This is a genomic window from Pseudomonas sp. SJZ080 (genome assembly GCF_007828295.1).
Lineage (GTDB): Bacteria > Pseudomonadota > Gammaproteobacteria > Pseudomonadales > Pseudomonadaceae > Aquipseudomonas > Aquipseudomonas migulae_A.
Genome location: NZ_VIUK01000001.1, coordinates 476,892 through 499,629, shown reverse-complemented (window position 1 = coordinate 499,629; position 22,738 = coordinate 476,892). Strand labels below are relative to the sequence as shown.

General features: G+C 60.4%; 20 protein-coding genes. 6 read left to right on the top strand and 14 right to left on the bottom strand.

The window, feature by feature from the left end:
• The first annotated feature begins 235 nt into the window (after positions 1 to 235).
• Positions 236 to 2,608, top strand: coding sequence for an ATP-binding protein (locus FBY04_RS02285; protein WP_145314383.1), 2,373 nt, complete (start codon positions 236 to 238; stop codon positions 2,606 to 2,608).
• 132 nt (positions 2,609 to 2,740) lie between these two features.
• Here the strand turns inward: FBY04_RS02285 and FBY04_RS02280 are convergent, their stop codons facing one another.
• The 4 genes from FBY04_RS02280 to FBY04_RS02265 are packed head-to-tail and all read right to left on the bottom strand — an operon-like array spanning position 2,741 to position 5,031.
• A complete protein-coding gene (locus FBY04_RS02280) occupies positions 2,741 to 3,298 on the bottom strand; it encodes a DUF4136 domain-containing protein (protein WP_084319158.1) in 558 nt (185 codons plus the stop codon).
• Positions 3,299 to 3,352: 54 nt separating this feature from the next.
• A complete protein-coding gene (locus tag FBY04_RS02275) occupies positions 3,353 to 3,967 on the bottom strand; it encodes a DUF4136 domain-containing protein (protein ID WP_084319160.1) in 615 nt (204 codons plus the stop codon).
• Between the two features lie 12 nt (positions 3,968 to 3,979).
• Positions 3,980 to 4,729 carry a methyltransferase domain-containing protein gene (locus tag FBY04_RS02270; RefSeq protein WP_145314382.1) on the bottom strand — a complete coding sequence of 250 codons (750 nt, stop codon included), beginning with the start codon at positions 4,727 to 4,729 and terminating at the stop codon, positions 3,980 to 3,982.
• Positions 4,729 to 5,031 carry a MazG-like family protein gene (locus FBY04_RS02265; RefSeq protein WP_145314381.1) on the bottom strand — a complete coding sequence of 101 codons (303 nt, stop codon included), beginning with the start codon at positions 5,029 to 5,031 and terminating at the stop codon, positions 4,729 to 4,731. The genes FBY04_RS02270 and FBY04_RS02265 overlap by 1 nt, the downstream gene beginning before the upstream one ends.
• A gap of 272 nt (positions 5,032 to 5,303) precedes the next feature.
• Between FBY04_RS02265 and FBY04_RS02260 the strand changes: the two genes are divergently transcribed.
• Complete coding sequence (locus FBY04_RS02260) at positions 5,304 to 5,597, top strand: hypothetical protein (RefSeq protein ID WP_084319164.1); 294 nt, start codon at positions 5,304 to 5,306, stop codon at positions 5,595 to 5,597.
• 120 nt (positions 5,598 to 5,717) lie between these two features.
• Positions 5,718 to 7,067 (top strand): MATE family efflux transporter, encoded by a 1,350-nt coding sequence (locus tag FBY04_RS02255; RefSeq protein ID WP_145314380.1) that lies wholly within the window; start codon positions 5,718 to 5,720, stop codon positions 7,065 to 7,067.
• On the opposite strand, the gene FBY04_RS02250 is transcribed toward FBY04_RS02255, so the two are convergent.
• The 10 genes from FBY04_RS02250 to FBY04_RS02205 form a co-directional block, all read right to left on the bottom strand.
• Positions 7,061 to 7,846 carry a DUF4123 domain-containing protein gene (locus FBY04_RS02250; protein WP_145314379.1) on the bottom strand — a complete coding sequence of 262 codons (786 nt, stop codon included), beginning with the start codon at positions 7,844 to 7,846 and terminating at the stop codon, positions 7,061 to 7,063. The two genes, FBY04_RS02255 and FBY04_RS02250, sit on opposite strands and share 7 nt — an antisense overlap.
• Positions 7,843 to 9,159, bottom strand: coding sequence for a type VI secretion system Vgr family protein (locus FBY04_RS02245; protein WP_145314378.1), 1,317 nt, complete (start codon positions 9,157 to 9,159; stop codon positions 7,843 to 7,845). Before FBY04_RS02245 ends, FBY04_RS02250 begins: the two co-directional genes overlap by 4 nt.
• A 233-nt stretch (positions 9,160 to 9,392) precedes the next feature.
• Positions 9,393 to 11,306 (bottom strand): arginine decarboxylase, encoded by a 1,914-nt coding sequence (speA, locus tag FBY04_RS02240; protein WP_084319177.1) that lies wholly within the window; start codon positions 11,304 to 11,306, stop codon positions 9,393 to 9,395.
• Between the two features lie 218 nt (positions 11,307 to 11,524).
• Positions 11,525 to 11,896, bottom strand: coding sequence for a translation initiation factor Sui1 (locus FBY04_RS02235; RefSeq protein WP_145314377.1), 372 nt, complete (start codon positions 11,894 to 11,896; stop codon positions 11,525 to 11,527).
• Between the two features lie 282 nt (positions 11,897 to 12,178).
• The gene (locus FBY04_RS02230) at positions 12,179 to 12,736 is read right to left on the bottom strand and encodes an NUDIX hydrolase (RefSeq protein WP_084319180.1); all 558 of its coding nucleotides are present in this window, start codon (positions 12,734 to 12,736) and stop codon (positions 12,179 to 12,181) included.
• Positions 12,737 to 12,739: 3 nt separating this feature from the next.
• On the bottom strand, positions 12,740 to 13,807 hold the full coding sequence (locus FBY04_RS02225; RefSeq protein WP_084319184.1) for a DUF2333 family protein: 1,068 nt from the start codon (positions 13,805 to 13,807) through the stop codon (positions 12,740 to 12,742).
• Positions 13,808 to 13,960: 153 nt separating this feature from the next.
• Entirely contained in the window at positions 13,961 to 14,437 is a 477-nt protein-coding gene (locus FBY04_RS02220) for a hypothetical protein (protein ID WP_145314376.1), read from the bottom strand.
• Positions 14,434 to 14,940 carry an Hcp family type VI secretion system effector gene (locus FBY04_RS02215; RefSeq protein ID WP_145314375.1) on the bottom strand — a complete coding sequence of 169 codons (507 nt, stop codon included), beginning with the start codon at positions 14,938 to 14,940 and terminating at the stop codon, positions 14,434 to 14,436. Before FBY04_RS02215 ends, FBY04_RS02220 begins: the two co-directional genes overlap by 4 nt.
• A gap of 15 nt (positions 14,941 to 14,955) precedes the next feature.
• Positions 14,956 to 15,639: a hypothetical protein gene (locus FBY04_RS02210; protein ID WP_145314374.1), complete on the bottom strand. Its 684-nt coding sequence runs from the start codon at positions 15,637 to 15,639 to the stop codon at positions 14,956 to 14,958.
• Entirely contained in the window at positions 15,636 to 16,787 is a 1,152-nt protein-coding gene (locus tag FBY04_RS02205; RefSeq protein ID WP_145314373.1) for a DUF2515 family protein, read from the bottom strand. Before FBY04_RS02205 ends, FBY04_RS02210 begins: the two co-directional genes overlap by 4 nt.
• A 325-nt stretch (positions 16,788 to 17,112) precedes the next feature.
• On the opposite strand from FBY04_RS02205, the gene gcbA reads away from it, so the two are divergent.
• From gcbA to FBY04_RS02190, 3 genes are all read left to right on the top strand, one after another.
• Positions 17,113 to 18,783, top strand: coding sequence for a diguanylate cyclase GcbA (gene gcbA / locus FBY04_RS02200; RefSeq protein ID WP_084319190.1), 1,671 nt, complete (start codon positions 17,113 to 17,115; stop codon positions 18,781 to 18,783).
• A gap of 52 nt (positions 18,784 to 18,835) precedes the next feature.
• Positions 18,836 to 20,782 (top strand): methyl-accepting chemotaxis protein, encoded by a 1,947-nt coding sequence (locus FBY04_RS02195; protein WP_084319192.1) that lies wholly within the window; start codon positions 18,836 to 18,838, stop codon positions 20,780 to 20,782.
• 165 nt (positions 20,783 to 20,947) lie between these two features.
• Entirely contained in the window at positions 20,948 to 22,687 is a 1,740-nt protein-coding gene (locus FBY04_RS02190; protein ID WP_145314372.1) for a protein-disulfide reductase DsbD, read from the top strand.
• Positions 22,688 to 22,738: the final 51 nt, after the last annotated feature.

The window sequence follows — 22,738 nt, the reverse complement described above, 5'->3', positions numbered from 1 at the left end:
CAGATTTGTAGGACAACGTTCTGCATCCGGTAAAAAACGTCCGTTTCGGCTGAATGATTCTATGCTGACATTACATAGTGATAGTCAGGGTAGACGCACTCATGAAGACAGACCTCCCCCGCAAGCGAAAAAGTGCCGTAGCCACCATGGAGCGGAGCCGGCAACTGGCGAGGATTCCCGCCGTACTGAATTTCAATGTCGCCACCGACGCCACCGCCCGTTCGAGCGTGAAATCTTGAGTTCCGGTGACAAGCTATTCGGGCGGCTGCTCAACCGCCATCCGCCACCACCGGAAATCCCCAGTGCCCTGAGCATGACAGGCGTCGGTTTGCAGATGCACCTGGACGCCGAAGGCCGAGTGATTCATCTGGCCGGCCCACTGCGCCATGGCCTGGCCCAGCAGCATCCCGCCGCGCAGGCGCCGCTTCTACAAGACTTCCTGATGCCGCACAGCAGCCTCGCCATCACAGGCTCGCCGGCCGACTGGCAAGGACAAAGTCTGGACCTGGATTTTTACAGCCTCAGCGGGCAACCCCTGCACCTGCGCGGCTGGGTGCAGCCGATGGCCGACGCCTGGCTGTTGCAGTTGCTGGACATCGGCGACTTGTTGCAAGAGCGTCGGCAAGCGCGCAGCCGCGAACAATGCCAGTTGCTCGCCACCCGGATCGGCGACCAGTTGCGCCTGTGCAGCCTGTCACGCCTCCCCGAAGTACTGGTGGAGCAACTGCAACATCTGGCGCAGCGTTTTCAGATTCCGTGTCTGGCCGTGGCGTTGCTGGATGAACAGGAAGACGGCTGGCAGATCCACCAACATTACGCGGCCTTGGACGCCCCCCGACTGTGGCAAAACGGTCAGCGCCTGGGCACCGGGCTCGACAGTTTGAACGGCTCCGCCCCTCAGTATTTGACCCATGGCGAGCACCCGCGCCTGCACAGCATCTTCGGCAGTACCGAAGGGTTTGCAGTGCCTTATCACGATGCGCAAGGCGTAGTCGCGTGGTTGCTCTGTGGTTTTTACCCGGCGCAGCAACGTGCACCCGACGTCGCTGAGCGTGATTGGCTGCAGCTCGCCGCCGCGCTCGCCGGGCCATTGCTGGAGCGCTTGCGCGAGCATCAGCACCATCTGCAACTGGAGCGACTGGAGTCGTTGCAAACCCTGCTCGGCAGCGGATGGTGGGAGATGTTCAGCGACAGCGCCGAGGTGCAGTTGGCGTGGTCGCTGGCCAGCACCCTGAACCTGACCGCCACACGCATGTCCCTGCACGACTGGCTTGAGCACATCCACCCCGCCGACCGCGAAGCGCTGAGCAGTCGCCTGCAAGACTTGCAGGCTGAGGGCACGCCTTTATTGCTCTGCGTACGCCTGCATCACCCCGAGACGCCGACCTGGTATCGCCTGCAAGGCCAGGCCATGGGCGTCGGCAAAGACCGGCGCTTGGTGGGCTTCATGCTCGACATCAGCGACATCAAAAACCAGCAACAGGACGCTGCGGCAGCCCATGCGCGACTGAACAACCTGATCGCTCATTCACCGGCGGTGATCTACGTGCAGCGCTATGTCGAAGGCGCGCTTCTGCCAACTTTCTTCAGCGACAGCCTGTTGCAGCTGCTGGGCTGGACCCTCGCCGATTGCACCGTCGGAGCGCTGGCGGAACGGGTCCACCCCGAGGACCGCGAACGCTATTTCGAGCGTACCCGGCAATTGCTCCGCGAAGGATCGGTGCGTGCGCGCTATCGGCTGCGCGACAGTCGCGGCGATTACCACTGGCTGCTTGACGAGGCCAGGCTTGTGCGCGACGACCTTGGCCTGCCGGTCGAAGCCTTTGGTCTGTGGCTGGACGTGACCGACGCGACACTGGCCGCCGAGGAGCAACTGGCCCAGAGCGCGAAAATGGCCACCCTCGGCGAAATGGCCACGGGCCTGGCCCATGAAATCACCCAGCGGCTGAACGTGATGCGCATGGCGATCGTCAGTGTGCTCAAGCGCTTGAACAACGGTGAGATGCAGGTCGACTACCTGACCGACACACTCAACCGCATCGATACCCAGGTCCAGCGTGCGGCGCGGGTGGTGGATCACATGCGGGTGTTCGGCCGCCGCTCGGAGGTCGAGCAGCATCCGTTCAATCCGTTTGACGCCATCGAGGGCACCCTGTCGCTGCTGGCCGAAGGCTTGCGAGGCACAGGCGTCGAGCTCAGGGTCGGCGAAAGCCGTTTCGAGGTTAAGGTGCGCGGTCATGTCGATCAGCTGGAACAGGTGCTGATCAACCTGATGGTCAACGCTCGGGACGCATTGATGAGCAAGCGCGGAGCGGATCACGATTTCAAACCGTGGATTTCGGTGCACGCCGAGCGTGACGAGCATTCGGTGCGGCTGTGGGTCGAGGACAACGGTGGCGGTATCGATCCGCGGTTGCTGGAACGGATCTTCGAGCCATTTTTCACCACCAAACCGGTGGGTGCGGGCACCGGGTTGGGGTTGTCAGTGAGCCATGACATCGTCGAGAAAATGAATGGAACACTGCGTGCGAGCAACTCGGGCGAGGGCGCGCGGTTCTGTATCGAGTTGCCGATTGTCGTGGACGATCAGATCATTCGATTGGCTTAAATCCGCCAACCCAGACAACAAGAAACCCTGTAGGAGCCGGCTTGCTGGCGATCGCGGTTCAACGCCCAACATCTATGTTGAATTTGGCACCGCCATCGCCAGCAAGCGGACTCCTACAAGGGTCAACTGTGTTTATTTGGGTGGGTAGTTGGCGAGGATCCGCCCGACCGTTTCGCGTATCGCCGTGCTGCGGTCCGACGGATTTGGCGAGCGGCTGAGGATTTGTTCGTCACTGCCGCGCCACACCAGTTTGCCGTCCTTGCCGTCGAGCAGGTCGATCTGGATGATCGCCACTTTGTAGCTGATGTTGCGGGTTTCGTTGTACATCGGCCCGCCCCAGTAGCCATTCCACGGGTTACCCCAAGCGCCGCCGTAGTTGGTGGTCACTTGTTGCTGGCGGTCTTCGACGATCAGGTAGGTTTGCACGTTCACATCGCCGTTCTTGCCCGCAGCGGCCGGGCGCAGGCCTCGCTGATCCAGCTGATCGGCCACCGATTGGCGGATGCGCTGTTCGGTCAAATCGCTCTTGATCCGTGGGTCATCGGGGCGATATTGCAAGGCGGGGTCTTTCCAGCTCCAGCTGCGATACGCGGCGAAGTCGCGGCTGGCGTCGAAGTCATGATTGACCTGGTTGGCGGCGCAGGCTGTCAGGAGCGCGGCCACTGCCAGTAAAGCGAGACGGCGGAACATGATGATTCTCCGAGTGAAGACATGAACCTGCGGAACGCTTCCTTATTGCAGAAGCTAACTGGGAGGATACGCCGACATGGCCTTTTCCACAGCCTCCCGAATCGCATCGGCGCGTGCACTCTGGCTGCCTTTGTTGCTGGTTTCGGCGCTCGAACTCCAGACCGGTTGGCCGGTTTGAGCATCGAACATGTCCACCCGCACCACGACCACCTGTTCCGAATACGTCCGAACGATCGGCACGGTGTTGTACACGCCATAACCACTGCCGTAACGGTTGTACCCGCCATAACCGCCGCCGTAATAACCATAATCGTCCTGAACCTGACGCAAGCGGGTTTCCAGATGCAGGTTGGCGCTGACGAACAGGTCCGCCGGGCGATTGTCATGCAGCGGCCGCAAACCTCGCTGATCGAGGGCATTGCTCACGGCCTCGGCGACTTGCGCCGAATCCGCCCAGGCCGACCCCGCAGGCATGTGCCCGTCGAGCCAGGCCCAACTGCGGTAGCGACCGTAGTCACGCGGCGCAGCCGGGTAGGCGCTGCGATCGAAGGTGGTGGCCGCCTCGGGCGGCGCCGGCGGCAAGGGTTTGGAACTTGCCACGTACGGATTGGTGCCCTGGCAGGCCGCCAACCCCAGACAGATCACCAGTAACCCTGAACGACTTTTCATTTCACGCTCCGATCAGATCGGCCGACAGATCCAGTGCAAGTAGCGCCCAAGCCCGGCAAAGCTTGGGTGACGCCGGTGGGCCAGCTCCATTTCCAGCAAGTCCACCAGTTCGGCGCGGGCCTGGAATTCCAACGGCATGTAGTCATGGAAAACCCGCACCCCGCTCTGGGTTTCGACCTGCCACAGGCCTTCAAGTTGCGCCGCCAATTCACGCGGATCAAGCGGCTGCTGCGGGGTCAGGCTCTGCTTTTCACCGGCCATGTCGTTCTTGCGCATTTTGCGGAAGTGGCCCTTGAGCAGGTTGCGGTAGATCAGCGCATCGCGGTTGTAGAAGGCCAGGGACAACCAGCCGTCCGGCTTGGTCAATTGATGCAGCACCGGCAGGATCGCATGGGGTTCCGCCAGCCATTCCAGCACCGCGTGGCACAGCACCAGATCGTAGGGTTCGGTGAGCTGGCCGAGCAAATCCTGCCACGGTGCCTGAATGAAAGTGGCCGTCTGGCCGGCATCGGCAAAACGCTGGCGGGCGCCCTCGAGCATCGGCTCGGCGGGCTCGGCCAGCGTTACGTCATGACCGCGCTGGGCCAGCCACAACGACATATGGCCCAGGCCGGCACCGATGTCGAGCACACGCAGCGGGCGGTCCGGCAGGGTTTCGGCCAGGTCGGCCTGCAGCACCGCCAGACGGATCGCGCCTTTGGCGCCGCCGTAGATCTTTTCGGCGAAACGGGTCGCCAGTTGATCGAAATGACGGTCGCTCATCAGCTGAACCTCCGTTCACTGTCCGCGAGTTTGCTGCGCACCACTTCATTCATGTCCAGCCCTAACTCGCTGCACAGCAGCAGTAGATAGAGCACGATGTCGCCGACTTCCTGCCCGGCATGGGCCAGTTTGTCCGCCGGCAACTGGCGGGACTGGTCTTCGCTCAGCCACTGGAAGATTTCCACCAGCTCGGACATTTCCACGCTCGCGGCCATGACCAGGTTTTTCGGGCTGTGAAATTGCCGCCAGTCATTGCGGTCACGGATGGCGTGCAGGCGTTCGGTCAGTTCAACAAGGTTCATCGGGCTCTCCTGAAGGCGTATAGCTTCGGGGGGATGGCCGGGGATGGCAAGGGGCGTTAACCCCTGTTGGAATCGAGCTTGCTCGCGATGGCGGTGAAAATGGCAACATTTATATTGGATGTACCACCGTTTTCGCGAGCAAGCTCGGCTCCTACAAGGTTCATCAGCGGGACAGCATCTTGCGTCATACTCAAACGATCCCCGTATCGGGGAACTCGGCGCTGCGATTGCTGGCCCAAGGCTCAACCAACTTACATCAGGACGTTAACGACATGCAGGTAGAAAGTTTTTTCGAATGGCTCGGCCAGGCAATCGGTTCAGTCATCCGCTTTATCGTTGACGCCCTCAGCGGCCTGTTCAACCTGTTGAGCCATGCCGGCAGCAATTTTGTCGAAGGGTTGTCCCGCGCGCTGGGCATGGACACGTCGATCATCAGCATCATCGCGTTGATCCTGGGGCTGATGCTGTTGTGGTCGGCGATCCGGGCGTTCATGAATGCGTCGATCTTCATGGGGATCATCTGGTTGCTGCTGGGGTTGTGGTTGTTGAGCTGGATTATTCACTAGAGCCCCCCCAATAAAATGTGGGAGCGGCGGTGCGACGATTCGCGAGCAAGCCCGCTCCCACAATGGATCGGCGCAGAGTCCAAATGTGTCGCTACAATGCCGGCTCTCCAAGGAGCCTGCATGTCCAACCTGATTGCCGACTGGCGCGACCGACCGACCCATCGCCGAGTCTGGGCGCTCGCCGCGCCCATGATCCTCTCGAACATTTCCGTGCCGCTGGTGGCGCTGGTCGACAGCGCGGTCATCGGCCACTTGCCTCACGCCCATCAACTGGGCGCCGTCGCGGTCGGGGCCAGCCTGTATACCTTTCTCGCCTGGGCCATGGGCTTTCTGCGCATGGGCTCCACCGGTTTTGCCGCCCAGGCCGCCGGACGCGGGGATGGCGCGGCGTTGCGGCAGATTCTGTTGCAGGGTCTGTTGCTGGCCATGGCGTTGGCCATTGCATTGGGCGCGCTGGGCATCCCGTTGAGCGGAGTCGCGTTGCACTTCATGCAACCCTCGGCAGAGCTGGATCAACTGACCCGCGAATTCTTTCACACGCGACTGTTCGGCCTGCCGGCCGCACTGGCCAGTTATGCGCTGGTCGGCTGGTTCCTCGGCACTCAAAACGCCCGTGCGCCGCTGGCGATTTTACTGAGCACCAACCTGGTCAACATTGCGCTGAACCTGTGGTTTGTCCTCGGTCTGGAATGGGGCGTGGTCGGCGCAGCCCGGGCCTCGGTGATCGCCGAATGGACCGGCGCGCTGATCGGTCTGCTGATGACCCGCAAAGCCTTGCGCGCCTACCCCGGCCACATCACCTGGGCCGCACTGGCGCTGTGGCAGAGTTGGCGACCGTTGCTGGCGGTCAACCGCGACATCTTCATCCGCAGTCTGTTGCTGCAATCGGTGTTTTTCCTGATCACCGTACAAGGCGCACGTCTGGGCGACGCCACCGTCGCTGCCAACGCCTTGCTGCTCAACGGATTGCTGCTGACCGCCCATGCGCTCGATGGCCTGGCCCACGCGGTGGAAGCCTTGTGCGGGCATGCGATTGGCGCTCGCGACCGTGATGCCCTGCGCCGCTCACTGGTCGTTGCCTGTGGCTGGTCGTTGCTGGCGAGCCTGGGGTTTGCCGTGCTGTTCCTGTTCGCCGGACACTTGTTCATCGAGATGCAGACCGACATTCAGAGCGTGCGCGACACGGCGTTCATCTACCTGCCCTACCTCGCCGCCCTGCCCTTGATCGCGGTCTGGAGCTACTTGCTCGACGGGCTGTTCATCGGCGCGACCCGCGCCCGTGAAATGCGCAACGGCATGCTGTTGACCGTGATTCTGCTACTGCCGTTTGGCTGGGCGTTGCAAAGTCTGGGCAACCACGGACTGTGGATAACCTTCCTGCTGTTCATGGTGCTGCGCAGTGCGACCCTCGGCGCAATCGCCTGGGCGCTGCGCAGCAACGATGGCTGGTTCGCGGGCAGGGCTCACTGAGGCTGATCGTTCTGCCAGCGTTTGCGCAGGCTATCGAGACGCTCCTGCTGCGTGAGCCCCGACAACGGCTGTACCAGCAAAGCCCGGGGGTTCTGCAAGCGCAGCCATAACCAGCCATCGAGTACCGGCCGTTCGCTGAAGCCCAGCATCAGCCCTTCCTGCACATGAGCCCACAAGCGGTGGTAATCGGTTCCGGTGGATTGGCTCCAGTGCCAGGCATGCTGCTCCAGCAGGCAGGTCTGCAGCTTTTCCCGCTGACGAGCACTGAGGCTTTCCTCGACCGCCAACGGGCTGACGGCGAGCTCTGGATTGAGCAACTGCTGCCAGCCCTGGCTGCCGATTGCGCGGTCTGCCCAGGTCCCGCCGAACCAATGCAACTGACTGATCGGGCCCAGCCAGCGACTCAGTTCCAGGGCATCGCAGGCATCGAAAAAGTAACTGGCCGTGTTGGGATTGTAATAACTCAACAAGGCCCGGTGATGCAGCCCGATGGTGACGGTGAGCATGCGCCGCAAATGTTCCAGCAGCTGTGACGACGACGCTTCGCTGACCACCAGCAAACCACGCCAGACCTGTGTTTGGCTGTAGCACGATTCCGCCAGTACCGGGCAGCTCCGAAGGTCGATCAGGATCGGTCCGTCCTTGCGCAACGCATGCAATTCCGTGCCCTCGAATAACCAGAACCATCGGGCCTGCGCGAATGCCTGTTGCAGCAATCCCCTCGACTGAGGCGCACTCGGTGCATCCAGCAACAGCCATTGCGGGGTCGCGCCGATCATGCCGCACCGCTCTGGCCAAACCCCGTCGCCGCCCGACAGGTACACAACGCCTGCACGCAGTGGCTGAAACTGCCGCCGCCGGGCAACAGACACAACAGCACCAAAGGCTCGCCCGAGCGCAGGAGTTCCAGCAACCCTTCCTCGGGCGAGCTGTTTTCTGTCGGGCCGGCCACCTCGGTATCTTCGACTGTCGACAGCGTAGGCAAAAATCCGCAGATCAACGGCTGATCCGGATCGCCCTCAATGAAGCTCACCACCACCTCTGTACCCTCGCTCAATGGCCAGACGCTCGGATCTTCCAGCTCAGCGGCCAACGGTAGCCAACAATGGCTGGGGGTCGCGCCTTCGCCCTGATAGAGCCAGTCAAACTGCACAGCCACCGGTCGGGAGGGGTCCGGCCGAGGTTCATCGACATCGACCACCCAGGCTCGTTGCAGGCTGTGCATCCGCGGTTTCACCAGGCAAGTGGGCGGGACGAAGAAGGCCTCCCCATGAATCGCACGGATCTGATTGCTGTAGGGGGCCAGTGGATCCTGACTGCCCTGATGTTCGACATGGGTCAGCAGCCATAGCTGATTCCAGTCGGCGACCGGATGACCGGACAACGGCATCAACTGACCACTGCGCAACGTCGGCAAGTCGGTCCGACCTTCGGCACCTGGCGCAGTACGCTGACCCGCCTGAAGCTGAAACTGCCGCACCGCCGGTGGCTCGCCATCGACCTGATACTGCGCACACGCGCCGAGCTGGAAACGGCCGCGACCATCACCAAACACCACACAGTGCCCGCGCGCATGGTGCTCGAAGTGGTAATGCAGGCATTCCTGGGCGCACAGGCGCTGGAGAAACTGCAAATCCGACTCTCGATACTGCGTGCAGAAATCACGGGGCGGGTAATCGCCACTCAGTTCAAAGCGTCGATCCTTGCCCGTGATGCCGTGTTCCTTGAGCATCTGGCCGAGAATCTCCGGCACCGAGACATTGCTGAAAATGCGCCGACTGAAACGCTGGGAAAGGCAAGCCAGCCTGGGCCCCAGACGCACATGGCAAAGCCTGACCGTCGAGCCATGGTCACGCTGGACGAGTTCATGCAACAGTCCATGCAATGTGCTGCCCTCGGGCCCGAAATGTAAAACGGCCGGGCGGTACAGCAAGCTCGCAAGGTCGAGCGTCGGGTCATCGATCAGCAGGTCCACGTCGAACACAAAGGGCTCGCTGATCGCTTCTCTACCGGTAAAGGCCAGGACTTCGAAAGGGTCGGGCAGACCGGCTACGTCCAGACGAAATGAAGGCTCGTTGACTGGATCGAACATCGGCGATTCTCTACAGGAGGGGCGGCCGGGGATTCTCGCCGAGAGCCATGGCTGAGTAGAGTGCCGAAGTACAACTTAGGAAATGGCCTACGCGAAAAGAAGACCATATGGCTTGGATAGCCGGGAGTGTGGGCAATTTCGCGGAAAAAAAGAGAACCGTCGCACCAGGTCATCTGAAATTTCCGCAATGAGCGGAACATTTTCAGACAACCTGATGAGCGCGGCGACTTACCTCAAGAAGACAGGTAAGACGAACGGGTCAGGCCCAGGCGCAATGCGTCGAGGAACTGGGTACGTTCGGCGGCGGTGATGCGCGCACTGGCGCACTTGTCGCGGTAGTGAGTCATCAGCTCTTCCGGCGACAAATGCACGTAGCGCAGCATGTCTTCGATGGTGTCGTGGGTTTCGATACCCGCGTGGTACACGCTGCCGTCGGCATTCTGGTAGATGTTCACCGAGTCGGTGTCACCGAACAGGTTGTGCATGTCGCCCAGAATTTCCTGATAGGCGCCAACCAGGAAGATGCCCAGCAAGTAGTCTTCACCTTCGTTCAGTGCGTGCACCGGCAGGCTGGTTTCGATGCTCTGCTCGTCGACGTATTGCTTGATCTTGCCGTCGGAGTCGCAGGTCAGATCCTGCAATACGGCGCGACGCAGCGGTTCTTCGTCGAGACGGTGCAGCGGCAGGATCGGCAGGACCTGGCCAATGGCCCAGGTGTCCGGCAGGCTCTGGAACACCGAGAAGTTGCAGATGTACTTGTCGGCCAGCTTGTCGTTGAGTTCGTCGAGTACCTGACGGTGGGAACGCTGACGCGCTTTCAACGAGTTGTGCAGGCGACGGCAGACCGCGAAGTAGCATTGCTCGGCCAGGGCTTTTTCAGCCAGGGTCAGCTTGCCATCGGCGTACTGGGTGGCCACGTCGCTCATGTAGTGCGTGGCGCGCCAGTAGGTTTCGGTGACCATTTCGATGTCGGTCGGGCCGAGCAGGTCAACCAGCCACTGCACGGTTTCCGGCAGCGTTTCCTTGTTTTCGATCTGCGGCACGTCGTCGTTGTGTTTCTCGACGTCGGTGACCTGCACCACCAGCATGGCGTGGTGAGCGGTCAGGGAACGGCCGCTTTCGGAGAAGATGTTCGGGTGCGGCAAACTCTGCGCGTCGCAGAATTCCTTGAGCATCCCGACCACGACACCGGCGTAATCGTCCATGTCGTAGTTGATCGAGCTGGCGTTGCGCGAGTGCGTGCCGTCGTAGTCGACGCCCAGACCGCCACCGACGTCGATGTGATCAACCGGCAGGCCGAGGTTGCGCAGCTCGCCGTAGTAACGAATCGCTTCCTTGAAGCCATGCTGGTAGTCCGCCAGGTTGGCGATCTGCGAACCCATGTGGAAGTGCAGCAGGCGAATGCCCTGGTCCAGACCGGCCGCGCGGAAACGCTCGACCACCGACAGCAGTTGCGCCGCAGACAGGCCGAACTTGGATTTCTCACCGCCGGTGTCCGCCCATTTGCTCGAGGCCAGGGACGACAGACGTACGCGCAGACCGACCTGAGGCTTGACCTTCAGGGAAGCGGCTTCTTCGATCACAAGGCCGACTTCGGATTCTTTCTCGATCACGATGAACACGTTGTGGCCAAGTTTCTGGCCCATCAGCGCCAGACGGATGAACTCGCGGTCCTTGTATCCGTTGCACACGATGGTGCCGCCCTTCGGCGCCAGTGCCAGCACGGCCAGCAGCTCAGGCTTGGAGCCGGCTTCCAGGCCGATGGACACGTTCTGGGTGGCGATGATGTTTTCGATCACCGCTTCTTGCTGGTTGACCTTGATAGGGTAAAGCGCGGTGTATTTGCTCTGGTATTCCAGGCGCTCGATGTTGGCGTCGAACGCGCCGGTCAGCTGACGCACGCGGTCTTGCAGAATGTCCGGGAAACGTACCAGCAACGGCAAGGACAGGCCGCTCTTGCGCAGCTGGTCGACTTGTTCGAACAGGTCGATAGGCGAACTGGCCGGACCGTTTGGACGAACCTCGACGCGACCGGCGTCATTGATCGCGAAATACCCGGCCCCCCAATGGCGAATCCCGTAAACACTGCGGCTGTCCGCAACTGTCCATTGGCTGCCATCGTCTTTGCGTGTGCGTCGTACGGACATTGAAGTCCCCTATAAAGAAGTCATAGAGCGTCGCCTGAGTTCAGGCCGGCGCAGTCTAAAGGATGAAAATGACGGTTCGTCAACGAGGGGATAGACCTCGTTGACCGCAGTGAGTTTAGAAACCGGTCAGAACAGGCTCTGTGAAAACCATGTAGGCGACGCCGGACCCGGGTTGAATCAGGCCCGGATCAAGCCGGGGGTGGTTTTCACAGAGGCTGCTAGCCGCCGGACTTCTTCGCCTTGAAACCGAGTTTGATCAGCTCGCCCAACAGCAGCTCGACATGATCGCCCTGGATTTCAATGACTCCGTCTTTCAACGCTCCACCGGTGCCACAGCGTTTCTTCAACGTGGTGGCCAGGTCCTTGAGCGCGTCTTCGGCCAGCGGCACGCCGGTGATGGTGGTCACCGTCTTGCCGCCACGCCCCTTGCTTTCGCGACGCACGCGAGCGATGCCGTCGCCGGCCGGGATAACGGTCTGTTTGCAGATGCAGGCGTCCACCGGTTTACTGCAATCCGGGCAATGACGACCTGCGTCGGTGGAAAATACCAGGCCACCAAGGGCGGCGAAGGATGCGGCTTTTTTGGCCACCGGCAATCCTCTTGGGAGGACAAAGACTGGTCGCGGCACTTGGGCAAGTGCCATCGACCGCGAAGCCCCACTCAGGCAGGGGCAGCGCTACTGAACCTGAATAATCACGTGTAGGAGCTGTCGAGTGCAACGAGGCTGCGATCTTTTGATGTCGACTCAAAAGCAAAATCAAAAGATCGCAGCCTGCGGCAGCTCCTACAACAGGCCATGCCGGTTCAGTTTGAAAAGGTCGCGCAGTGTAACGGCAAAAACGCCGATTGCTAAGAGCCAATCGGCGCCAATTTATGCCTCTTTTGCGACGTCTTCCCCACGGGCCCGCAGATAGCGCTTCAAGGCGGCCAAAGAGTCCGGGCAGTAAGGCTTTTGCTGGATTTCCAGCATGACCTGTTCGATGGGAATAAAGCGCGCTTCGAGCACTTCCTCCGGTTGCAGGATCAACGGGCCGTCCCACACCGCGGAAAACGCCGAACACCAGAGGCGATTACCGGTGTCTTCGAAGAAAAAATGGTCATGGGCGGTCAGTTCTACGCCGCTCACGCCCAGTTCCTCTTCCAGTTCACGGGCGGCCGATTCGGCGTAGGTTTCGGTGGCCAGCACCATCCCGCCTGCCGCCACGTCCCAATAACCGGGATAAATCGCCTTGCTCAAGGTGCGCCGATGCACACAGAGTTCACCGGCGGAATTGAACAGCATGATGTACGTGCCGCGGCCGATCAGCCCGCGTTCACGCAGGTCGGAACGGACCAGAGCGCCGAGCAGGTTGTCCTGCTCGTCGACCCAGGCGATCTGTTCGGCATCCGAGGCCGCGCGATGGGCGGCCTCTTTGGCGCTATCGACCATGACTCAGCCCTGATTGAGCAGTTGACGGAGATCGATCACCGCTGCGTTGGCGCGGGAGATGTAGTTGGCCATGACCAGCGAGTGGTTGGCCAGCACGCCGAAGCCGCTGCCGTTAAGGATCATCGGGCTCCAGACCGGTTCTTGCGAGGCTTCCAGCTCACGAATGATCTGACGCACGCTGACCGTCGCGTTCTTCTTCGCCAGCACATCGGCGAAGTCGACCTCGATGGCGCGCAGCAGGTGGGACAGCGCCCAGGCCTGACCGCGAGCTTCGTAGAACACGTTGTCGATCTGCATCCACGGGGTTTCGACAACTTCTTCGTCCACCTGTGGCACTTGACCCGGAACGACTACTTCGGTTTTCAACGCAGTGTTCAGTTTGACCCGGCCAACGCTGGCCGACAGACGTTGCGACAGCGACCCCAAGCGGGTGCCCACATCGCCCAGCCAGTTGTTCAGGTTGTCGGCGCGAGCATAAAACAGTGCATTTTTCTGCAAGGGGTCGGACAGGCGTGCCTGATAGCGGCTCAGGGAATTGATGCCTTCCAGGTACTCGGACTCACTGGACGGCAGCACCCAGCTTTTATTGTCGAAGTTGAAACGCGGCTCGGCTTTCGCCAGATCGGAATCTTCGGCCGACTGCGATTGCGAGCGGGCAAAGTCTTTACGCAAGGCACGCGTCAGGTCACGGACCTGGACCAGCACGCCGTATTCCCAGCTTGGCGTGTTATCCATCCACAGGCCCGGCGGAAAACGGTCGTTGGAAATGTAGCCGCCCGGTTTGGTCAGCAAGGTGTCGGCGACGGTCTTGAGGGTTTCCACCGTGGTGTAGCCGATGACCATCTGCTTGCCTTCTTTCTCGGCAGCCACCTGAGCATTCTGTTGAACCGGGAACAGTGCCGGCTCCTGGCTCCAGTACCAGCCAAGCGCGATGGCCACAATCAGGTAGAGGCCGATCAACGTGGCCAGCGCCCGGCTGAACAACAGGCCACCGATGTAACTGCGGGTGGCCGATTTCGGTTCAGCGGCACGTTCAGGCGCGCTGCCCGCGCGGTTCTTCCAGTCCAGCATGGCGATATCCTTTCAATCACTTGAGTTCATCGGTTCGACCACAACCATACAACAACGTGCCTTTGCCCGGCACCCGTCGTCGGGTTATCCGGATAAATTACCTCCGGGATTTGTGATCACCGTGTACGCATGAACTCAGTCGCCCTGCCCGGATTAAACGCCCATCAGCGTCATTGAAATTTGCCGCACCTCAGTTGATGTAAATAGATGCGCAATGCCCCTGCCGTCGGTTCTGCGTGGAGCGGTGCCCCCATCCACCGTCGCGATGTAGTGACGCTGAGCCAGCGGCTCACCCGTTACGCTGTCTACGAGGCGAAAGAGTCTTTGGGATCTTGAGGGCTGGACGGGCGGGTTTTGCATGAGCTCGATCACTCTTGGATCAAAGGTGCGATCGGGCATTTTCCAGTCAGCGTAGTCGGCTTCAGGCCTGACCAATCGCCATTCTCCCCGCTCGATCTGGTCAAGCACCTCGGTGTCGAGATCGATCGACAGGCCGGCGCGCAACTGGTCCAGGCCATCAATGGGTTGCCGATCCAGCAGGGCCTGGTGAACAAGCTCCCGCGCCTTCTCAGTGGGCCAGGCATGTTGATGCTCCCATTCGGACAGATGAATGTCATTGACCAACCTCATCCCTGCACCTCGGTGTTCCACTCATCGGAACCCATGGTTCGGCTGATTTCATGCCGCCAATTAATTCGCCGGTAACTGAAGTGGACCTTCTCCAACTGAGTGAGATGCGCAGTGCCGGGATCCTGGCAATGGGGCATGAGCACTTCTGCACCGATGATGACCGCGTCTTCCAGCTCCATCGTGTAGAAATGCTCCTGAGTTCCTTGAGCCGAGGTGCGATACCACTCGACGCGACACTCTTTGAGTAACTCTCCCGAACATAAAGCGTTGTTGATCAGCGGTGTCGCTTTGTCGATGGTCTTGGTGATGATCAGGGGCTTGTGCATCCGACGACCTCCATCCGCCCCTTTCGGCACGAAAATGCCGTGGCTCAGGGCCTGGATCATGATCTGGTCCTCGCGTCCCTTTTGATAAGTGTTACCCACCGATGCCTCGGTGAATGCACCTTCGCTGATCAGGCCTTGGCGTTCGCCGCGCAGGGTCATGAAGGCGGGGGTTGGCATGGTGGGGCTCCTTTTTTATTTGGGTTGTGGGGCGGGGAAGTGACTGGGTTCGTCGGACATGTCTTCGATTTCGTCGAAGGGCGTCCAGGGTTTGGCGAGTGCGAGAGTGATGAGGTAGCGCTCTTCTGCAGGATTTCGGTAATCCTCGAAACGTCCCAATATCAGCATGGCCTGATACTTATCCCCCGCCAGCCAATAGGACCGTCCGGAAAGAATTCCTTTGCGAAGCCATTCGCGCCACTCAGGGGTATCCGCGATCGTGGGATTGTTTCGTAGCCCCTTTGCCACCCAGCCTTTTTCGCGCCATTGGTCTTGCAGATCGAGAACTACGTTGAGGGCATCATCGATTAGCAGCGGTTCGACCTGCGGGGACATGCGGATACCGGAAATGACATAGTCGTCAAAATTGACAGTGAAAAAGCGCGCCTCCGGCGTGGTGAATCCGAACTGTGGATCAACAAATCGCAATCGTGCGTCGGTCATGGGAATGCCGAACCAGATACGGTCACGGATCTCCGGACTAAAGGGAGCTGAAGAGTTTCTGAGCAGGTTTTCATACGTCCCCCCCATTTCCACGACGATTTCGGGTTCATCCCAGAGAGGTTGCGTCAGGCGGTGTATGACGGCCCACGTCAGGCCAGCCAGGACAAGAAGATAGGCGCCGCAGCGCCAGCCGAACCAATGTGATCGAAGAGTCATTGACTACTACCGCTTGCTGCGATCTCGTTGATCGACTGCTCCAATGCATTACGGTTGTGGTCACCGAGCATCTGGTCAAAACGTGCGGCGGCCTGCAGCACGAATGCCATTCGCTGCTTGATGTCGGACAAGTCCGCCAACGGGCTGCCGCCAAAATCGATGGTGCGCCCGTCCCCGATACGCTGGCACTGGCTGGTAAGGGTCAACTCAATCGCCTGGGCAACGCCTGAAGGAAACCCCGTGACGTAGGATGCGTGATTGGCACGCAGCAAAGACACCAGTTGGCGGTCCTGGTAAATCGTTGGCTGGAGGATATTCTTCTGCTCATGCCACGCCAAATGCTTAACACTTGCGACAATATCTCCGTCCTCTATTGCCTCAAAACCCAGCAAAGTCTCGGGGTAATCCAGCCCGAATTCGAGCTTTTCCTTCCCCACTGGCCACAGCACCGGAAACTTCGGATGCCCAAATATTCCCGCACGTGCTCCCAAACACTTTTTCAACTCTCGGAACCCACGTTTCGCATAAAACTCATGCAACGGAAAAACATCCAGAAACAGCGTGGTATTCCCCAGCGCCATCATGTCGTGCACATGTCGGAACTGCTGCTGCACCAGCGACAAGTCCTCACCCGTTGAACGAAAATCCACAGAGGGCACAGGATTACGCGCATCCGCTTCCTTATAGCCACGCAACTCATCCGCCTGCTCGGCCATCTTGTCCGGCGTCAGCAACCCGAACTCGCTGCGGCTATCGCGCACACGCTGCCGCGCCTCGTACTCCTTGCGAATGAGGTCGATACTGTCCGCCGCATGCAGTAATCCGCAGCCGACCTGCTTGGAGGCAAATGCCGCCAGCCCGGCCCACTGAAACCTTGAATCGTGCAGCCACAGGCGAGCGTAGGCTGCGTTGATCACGCGGTTGCGCTCTACCGGGTCGGCAATCAGTACACCATCGGGCGCGACAATCTCTTCCGCCTCGCGCTGGTAGTGTCGCCATAGGCAGGCGCAAGTCAGAATCGGCACGTCGGTAATGAGCGACTTGCTGCCGTAAAGCAGCTCCTCTTTGCATTCACATTCAGCGACAGGTGTGCTGTTGTGGTTGAGGCGCTGCTGATCGCTGGGTTGGTCTTTGAAACACTGGGTCATGATTCGCGGATGGCATCTAAGGGTTTCCCTGACACCCTACACGCCGAAAAGCCGGCTCGAATCCAGCAAGCTAAAAACCAGAACCCCCTGACAAATATCTCTCGCTGAGCCTACAGACGCTTCGCACAAAAACACAAAAAGCCCCTGATACACCCACCCCACGGGCCTTTCCAAATAACCTTCCGGCATTTTCAGACCCGCCAGTCAGAAACTGAATGACGTCGCTTTGCAGATTATTGACGTACGACACTCATCCAAACGAAAAGAGGTGCTAGCATAGAGCCACCAGTCGATCTCAGCATGCACCCTAACTAGTAGTCAGGATATGACCGAGCCAGAAGACCCCAGCCGTGAGCGCCTCAAGCACCACTTTGCCCAGCGGGTAATTCATCAGGCACGTCAAATTCTTGAGATCTGGCAGCGCCTGCAACGCAGTGAGTGGTCCACCACCGATTTATCGGAACTGAGCGAGGCCAACCTGCGCCTGCTGCGTTTCGCCGAGCGTTTCGAACAACCGGAACACATCCAGCTGGCGCGCCACATCGGTCAGTCGCTGGAAGCCGTCGATGCCAATCGCGGACGCCTGAGCAGCGGATTGATCACTGACCTCAATCGCCTGATGCAGCGCTTGTCGCGCACCGGCCTGCGCCATGGCGATCAACTCGAACAAACCTTTCTGCCGCCGCTGCGCAAGCCGATCTACGTGATGCTGCAAGATCACGACCGTGCCGAGCGCCTGGCCAAGCAGCTTGAATTCTTTGGGCTCAGCGCCCAATCCCTCGACAGCGTGGCGGCCTTTCGCTCGTCAATGGTCGAACGCTTGCCTGCCGCAATCGTCATGGATGTGGACTTCAGCGGTCCCGGCATCGGCCTGAAACTGGCTGCCGAAGCCCAGGTCGGTCTGGATGAACCGCTGCCGCTGCTGTTCTTCAGCCTGCTCGAAACCGACACACCGACCCGCCTCGCGGCAGTGCGTGCCGGCGGCCAGGAATTCCTGACCGGCACACTGGAAGCCTCGAGCCTGCTGGAAAAGATCGAGGTCCTGACCTGCGTTGCGCAATACGAACCTTATAAAGTACTGATCATCGACGACTCCCGCGCCCAGGCCTTGCACACCGAGCGCCTGCTCAATAGCGCCGGGATCGTCACGCGGACCTTGATCGAGCCGATCCAGGCCATGGCTGAACTGGCGGACTTCCAGCCCGACCTGATCATCCTCGACATGTACATGCCGACCTGCACCGGCACTGAACTGGCCAAGGTGATTCGCCACAACGACCGCTATGTCAGCGTGCCGATCATTTACCTGTCCGCCGAAGACGATCTGGACAAGCAGCTCGACGCCATGAGCGAGGGCGGCGACGACTTCCTGACCAAACCGATCAAGCCGCGCCACCTGATCACCACCGTGCGCAACCGCGCTGCGCGGGCTCGCAATCTCAAAGCGCGCATGGTTCGCGACAGCCTCACTGGGTTGTACAACCACACGCACATTCTGCAATTGCTCGAAGACTGCTCGTTCCGCGCCCGTCGCGAGAGCAAGCCATTGAGCTTCGCGATGCTCGACATCGACCATTTCAAACGAGTCAACGACGGTCACGGCCACCCCATGGGCGATCGCGTGATCAAGAGCCTGGCGCTGTTTCTCAAGCAACGCCTGCGCAAGACTGACTTCATTGGCCGTTACGGCGGCGAAGAGTTCGCCATCGTCATGCCCGACACCGATATCGAAGCGGCCTACAACGTCCTCGATGAAATCCGTCAGCGCTTTGCGGAAATTCATTACCCCGCGCAGCCGAAGGATCTCTGGTGCACCTTCAGCGCCGGGGTGGTCGAGCTGGGTGCAGACTCCGACGGCCTGATGATGGCCAGCCAGGCGGACGAGGCGCTGTACCGTGCCAAGCATGCCGGGCGCAATCGCGTGCAGGCGGCGCGGGCGTCACAGCAAAGTGCCACCTTTTCATCGGAATCGACCCAATCGGTCATAACCCTGTAACAGAAACGCAATAACTTCAGACGCTTACCATTCTGCCGTTGGTAGACCCGCGATGCGCCTGAAGCTGCTGACCAATCTCAACACCCTCCTTTTAGTCGCCGTGTGCGTGGCCCTCGGCGCTACGCTCTGGTGGTCGCAAAAAGCCCTGGAACGCCCCTATCTATTGATGGAGCGCTATCTGGGATTGTCCCAACAATTTCAGAATGAAGTGGCGCGCAACGTTGAGGATTACCTCGCCAGCGGTGATGCCTTGCGCCTGAGCAGCGCCAGCCAGGCCATCGACGCATTGCAAAAGGAGCTCGGGGAGTTGCCGCCGGCATTGGCCGACACCTTGCGCCCCAGCCTGACGAACCTCGATGAGTTCAGCAAAACCGACCTGCTGGCCGCCGGCAAACTCGCGGGCGACCCGCAAGCGCTATTGTTGCAGGCCGAACGCGAACTCGGTGCCAGCCTCGATCAGCTCAGTCAGTACGCCAGCGATAACGCAACCTATCTGACGCCTCTGCTCACTGCATCCCAACACTTGGGCAAACTGTCGCTGGCCCGGGACAAACTGGTCAGCAGCGGTCGCAGCGAACTGGCGGCGGATGTTGAACGAGAAGTCACCAACATCCGCGCTCAAGCAGAACGTCTGAATGCCCTGCCGCTACTCGGCGTTGCCAGTAAAAGTGAATCAGGCACCGACGATTTCGCCGCGATGATGGGCCTGGAGAACACCGAAAAAGCCGTGACCGAAGATGCCGGCGTCGGGCTCAAACGCGAACTCAACAGCCTGCTGACGCGCTATCCCGCCGAGCTTTCACGCACGCGTGACCAGATCCAGAAACGCACCGACCTCAGCACCGCCACGCATTTGAAAATCGCCGATGTGCAACAGGCCATCGCCGGGCTGGAACCAGTGGTCCGCGCCCAGCACGGGCAGATCCAGAGCGAGGTGCGTCTGATGCAAGGCGTAATGATCGGCCTGATCCTGCTGATCGCATTACTCATCGATACCCTGCAACGACGCCTCGCCCGGACGCTGACCAACCTCGCACCGGCGCTTTCGACCTGGGCCGAGGGCGACTTCAGCCGGGACATTGAATTGGGCAAGACCAATCGCGAGTTGCATGACATTCAAGCCTCGCTCAACCGTCTGCGCGCCTACCTCGTCGATCTGGTGGGGACCATTCGCCTTAACGCCGAACAGGTCGCCGGCAGCAGTCGTACCTTGGCCGAATTGAGCAATGACCTGCACAGCGGCGCCGAGCATCAGGCGGGTGACACAGCGCTCATCCGTGATTCTCTCGGCGAACTGGAAGCGACCATTCAACAAGTGGCCGGTGATGCCAGCCAGGCTGCCGACGCCAGCCGCCATGCCGGGCTGGCGGTGGAACATGGGCAAAAAGTCATCGGCCTGAGCCTCACCGGGCTACACGCACTGGTCGATGAAGTGCAAGGCAATGCACAGATGATCGAACACCTGGCCTCGGAGTCGGCCACTATCGGCGGCGTGCTGACGGTGATTCGCTCGATTGCTGACCAGACCAATCTGCTGGCGCTGAACGCCGCCATTGAAGCGGCCCGCGCCGGGGAAATGGGCCGCGGTTTTGCCGTCGTGGCTGAGGAGGTTCGCTCACTGGCGCAACGCACCGCGGGCGCCACGGCCGAGATTCAGACCTTGATCGCCGGGCTGCAAACGGCAGCGCAACAATCGGTGGAAGGCATGCGCGCTCAGGTTGAGCATGCAGAAGCAACGGCCAGTCAGGCCCAGGCCGCTGACGGTGCGCTGGATAAAATCGTCGGGGCCATCCAGACCATTTCCGACACCGCCGTGCGCATCGCCGATGTCACGGCTCAGCAAAGCGGCGCTGTCAGCGAGATCCGTGATCACAGCGAGAGGATTCACCAATTGGGTGGGGATAACCTGCTGCGCATCGGTGAGGGGCGTGAACAAGGGGAACATTTGTTGGTGCTGGGCGGGCGGTTACATACTGCCGTCCAGGCCTTCCGCGTCTGACCAAACTCCCTGTAGGAGCTGTCGAGCGAAACGAGGCTGCGATCTTTGATTTTGGTTTTTGGATCAACGTCAAAAGATCGCAGCCTCGTTTCACTCGACAGCTCCTACATACGCATCCGCGACGACTCCGCTATCATTCCCGCACCTCCGATACGCGAGATTGTCATGCGCCGTTTGCTTTGCCTGCTGCTTTTTGTCCTCGCCCTGCCGGCCAACGCCGCCGGGTTGCTGGAGAGTCGACCAAGCGCCACGCTGGGCTCGATCAACAACAGCGCCGATTTCCTGCCGGTGCGCGAAGCCTTTCAGCTCAGTCTGGTAGAAAGCACGCCGCAATCGATCAAACTGCGCTTTGTCGCCACCGAGGGGTACTACCTCTACCGCCATCGCTTTCAGTTTCGCGCCGATCCGGCCGATGTCGCGCTCGGCACGGCACAATTGCCCAAGGGCGAACAAAAGCACGATGAATACTTTGGCGATGTCGAGGTTTACCACGGCATTCTCGATGTAGAACTGCCACGCACCGATCAACGCGCCTTTACGCTGGCCGTGACCTATCAGGGCTGTGCCGACAAAGGCCTGTGCTATCCGCCTGAAACCGAACGCCTGAGTATCGAGGGCAGCAGCGGTGCAATCACGAGCTGGAACTGGCGGGAGCTGGCGCTGTTCTTCCTCGCCGGCCTCGGCCTGACGTTCACCCCGTGCGTGCTGCCCATGTTGCCGATCCTGTCCGGTGTGGTGTTGCGCGGCCAGGTCGGTGGTTTGCGCGGCTTCAATCTGTCTCTCGCCTACGTGCTGCCGATGGCCGCCTGCTTTGCATTGCTTGGCGCGCTGATGGGGATGTTCGGCGCACAGCTCAATCTTCAGGCGCGGCTGCAGTCGGCGTGGGTGCTGGTGCCGTTCGCGATGTTTTTTGCCGTGTTCGCGCTGGCGATGTTCGGCGTATTCGAACTCAAGTTGCCGCAGGCAATCAGCAGCCGACTGGACCGCATCGCGGGTCGCACCGAAGGCGGCTCATTGTGGGGGGCGGCGGTGCTGGGCGTGGTTTCCAGTCTGTTGGTTTCGCCCTGCGTTTCGGCACCGCTGGCCGGCGCGCTGCTGTACATCAGCGCCAGTGGCGATGCGCTGGGCGGCGGATTGAAGCTGTTCATGCTCGGCCTCGGCATGGGCGCGCCGCTATTGTTGGTGGCCACGGGCGGTGCAGCCTGGTTGCCGAAAAGCGGTCCATGGCTGGTCTACGTGAAAAACGCGATTGGCGTTTTGTTGCTGGGCCTGGCGATCGGTCTGCTCAGTCGGGTTTTGCCGGGGCAGATCACCCTGCTACTGATCGGCTTGCTGGCCGGTGGCGTCGGATTGTTCATGGGCGCGCTGGAATTCGTCTATAAACCGCCGCGAAAACGTGTCGGTCAGTTGCTCGGCATGTTCCTTCTGTTTTATGCGCTGGCGTGTTGGTACGGCGCTTTCAGTGGCCAGACCGATCCGCTCAACCCCATCGGCCAGCCACGCATCGTCAGCAGCAACGAGCAGCCGCAATACACCAGCGACTGGCAAACCGTCACCACCCCGGCCGACCTTGATCGCGTCCTCGCCGAGGCCAGATCGTCCAGCACCCCACTGCTGCTCGACTGGTACGCCGACTGGTGCATCAGCTGCAAAGTCATCGAGCATGAAGTACTCAACGACACCCGCGTCGTCGAACGCCTCAAGGGCTATCGGCTGATCCGCTTCGACATCACCGACAGCAACGCTGAACAACGTGCGCTGCTCGACCGCTACAAACTGTTCGGCCCACCGGCGCTGATGTTTTTCGGCAAGGACGGCGTCGAACGCACCGATGTGCGAGTGATCGGCGAGATCAATGCCGAGGACTTTGCCGAACGGGTCGCCAAAGCAAATGACCGGATTTAATCACCCGGTCACATATTTCGCGCAAACATCGGCCATCGTGCTGGCTATTGC